Below are 2481 nucleotides of genomic sequence, written 5' to 3' on the forward strand. Positions count from 1 at the left end.
TGTGTTTCGGCGTGCAAAATTGACCCCATTAGCGGGGTGATCGGCGTCCAATTTTGACCCCCTTCGGATTTATCTGACCATCCGTTTTTTGACGGCGGATGGAGAGGGAGTTGAAGCGAGTGGATACGATTGCGCGCGTCCGGCGGGCCTTTCATGTTCAAGGCTGGTCGATGAAGAAGATCGCCCGTGAACTGCATGTTTCCCGCAACACGGTCCGCAAGATATTGCGCAGCGACGAGACCGACTTCTCCTACGAGCGCGAGCGGCAGCCTTTGCCGAAGACGGGAGTATGGAAGGCGGAGATCGAGCGGTTTCTCACCACGAATGAAGGCAGGCCATCGCGCGAACGGCTGACGGTGATCCGGATTTACGAGGAGCTTCGCGCACTCGGATATGACGGCAGCTATGATGCGATCCGCCGTTACGCCAAGGGTTGGGCGAAGAACCGGGGATCAGCGACGGCGCAGGCCTATGTGCCGCTCTACTATGCACCCGGCGAAGCCTATCAGTTCGACTGGAGCCACGAGATCGTGCTGATCAACGGCACGACGACGACCGTGAAGGTCGCCCATGTCCGGCTCTGCCACAGCCGCATGATGTTTGTCCGCGCCTATATGCGCGAGAGCCAGGAGATGGTGTTCGACGCCCACGACAAGGCGTTTGCCTTCTTCCGTGGCACCTGCACGCGCGGCATCTACGATAACATGAAGACGGCGGTGGAGGCGGTGTTCGTGGGCAAGGAGCGACTATACAATCGCCGCTTTCTGCAGATGTGCAGCCATTATCTGGTGCAGCCTGTCGCCTGCACGCCAGCCTCCGGTTGGGAGAAGGGTCAGGTCGAGAACCAGGTGGGCCTGGTGCGCGAACGCTTCTTCACACCGCGCCTGAGGGTCAAGAGCCTTGAGGAATTGAACGTCTGGTTGCTCGACAAATGCGTCGCCTACGCGAAGGCGCACAACCATCCGGAACAGGCCGAGCAGACGATCTGGCAGATGTTCGAAGCCGAACGCGGCAACCTCGTTCCCTATGTCGGTCCGTTCGACGGCTTTCACTGCGTTCCAGCCTCGGTCTCGAAGACCTGCACGGTCCGTTTCGACAATAACAAATACTCGGTCCTCTCAACGGCTGTCGGCCGCCCGGTCGAAGTCCACGCCTATGCCGACCGGGTTGTGGTCAAGCAGGATGGGACGGTCATCGCCGAACATCGGCGCAGCTTCGGACGCGGCGAGACGGTCTATGATCCCTGGCATTATGTGCCTGTCCTGGCGCGCAAACCCGGCGCTCTTCGCAATGGCGCCCCGTTCCGCGACTGGGTAATGCCGGCGGCGATGGAGAAGGTCCGCAAGCGATTGAAGGCAGCCGATGACGGTGATCGGCAAATGGTCACTATTCTCGGCTGCGTGCCGGGCGACGGCATCACCGCCGTGGAGGCTGCCTGTCAGGAAGCGCTTGATCAAGGCGTCTGCTCGGCTGCCGTCATCCTCAACATCCTGGCGCGGCGTCGCGATCCGGCGCCGGCTGCGCCGCTACAAATCCCCGATGCACTGCGGCTGACCCATGAGCCGGTCGCCGATTGCGCACGCTATGACAGCCTCAGGAGGGCAAGCTGATGGAACGCACACAGGTTCTGGAATTGATGAGCACCTTGAAGCTCTACGGCATGCGCAGCGCCTATGACGAGGTCATGGGCAACGGCATCAAGCGCCAGCATGAACCGCCGCGTATCGTTGGCGATCTTCTGCAGTCCGAGATCGCCGAGAAGCAGGCCCGCTCCATCCGCTACCAGCTCAGCATCGCCAAGCTGCCACTCGCCAAGGATATCGACGACTTCGACTTCACCAACACGCCCGTCAATGAAGGCCTTGTCCGCGACCTGGCCACCGGAGCCTTTGTTGCCGATCAGCGCAATGTTGTTCTCGTCGGCGGCACGGGCACCGGCAAGAGCCACCTGGCCATCGCGATCGCCCGCGCTCTCATCCGCAACGGCACACGCGGGCGCTTCTACAATGTCGTCGATCTGGTCAATCGGCTTGAGACGGAGACGCGCAGCGGCAAGCAAGGCCGGACGGCGGATTATCTCAACCGCCTGGACTTCATCATCCTCGACGAACTCGGATACCTGCCATTCGCCCAGGCCGGCGGCCAGCTTCTATTCCATCTGATCAGCAGGCTTTACGAGCGCACTTCGATCATCGTCACCACCAATCTCACGTTCGGCGAATGGCCAACCGTCTTCGGCGACGCCAAGATGACCACCGCGCTGCTCGACAGGCTCACCCATCACTGCGAGATCGTCGAAACTGGCAACGAGTCCTGGCGCTTCAAAAACCGCTCTCAAAGCTAAAGCCGAAGAGCCCCATCACCCGCACCTGGTTCGCCCTCTGCAACCCCGGCCAGCGCCGGGCGATCCAGGTGCTGATCGTCACCATGGGGGTCAACATTGGACGCCGATATGGGGTCAACTTTCCGCGCCGATTGACA

Annotated in this window: 1 protein-coding gene and 1 pseudogene; both read left to right on the forward strand. The window is 61.1% G+C overall.

Annotation, left to right across the window (positions count from 1 at the left end; translation table 11 throughout):
- Positions 1-110 precede the first annotated feature (110 nt).
- Positions 111-1677: pseudogene (gene istA, locus EO99_RS0125305) on the forward strand (IS21 family transposase).
- Positions 1610-2344 carry an IS21-like element helper ATPase IstB gene (istB, locus tag EO99_RS0125310; RefSeq protein ID WP_029621319.1) on the forward strand — a complete coding sequence of 245 codons (735 nt, stop codon included), beginning with the start codon at positions 1610-1612 and terminating at the stop codon, positions 2342-2344. The pseudogene istA and the gene istB overlap by 68 nt, the downstream one beginning before the upstream one ends.
- Positions 2345-2481: the final 137 nt, after the last annotated feature.

This window comes from Pseudorhizobium marinum (assembly GCF_000705355.1).
Classification (GTDB): Bacteria; Pseudomonadota; Alphaproteobacteria; order Rhizobiales; family Rhizobiaceae; genus Neorhizobium; species Neorhizobium pelagicum.

What these genes read in the sequence shown, in the direction of transcription:
- istB (WP_029621319.1), top strand. Translation starts at nt 1,610, where the DNA reads ATGGAACGCACACAGGTTCTGGAATTGATGAGCACCTTGAAGCTCTAC.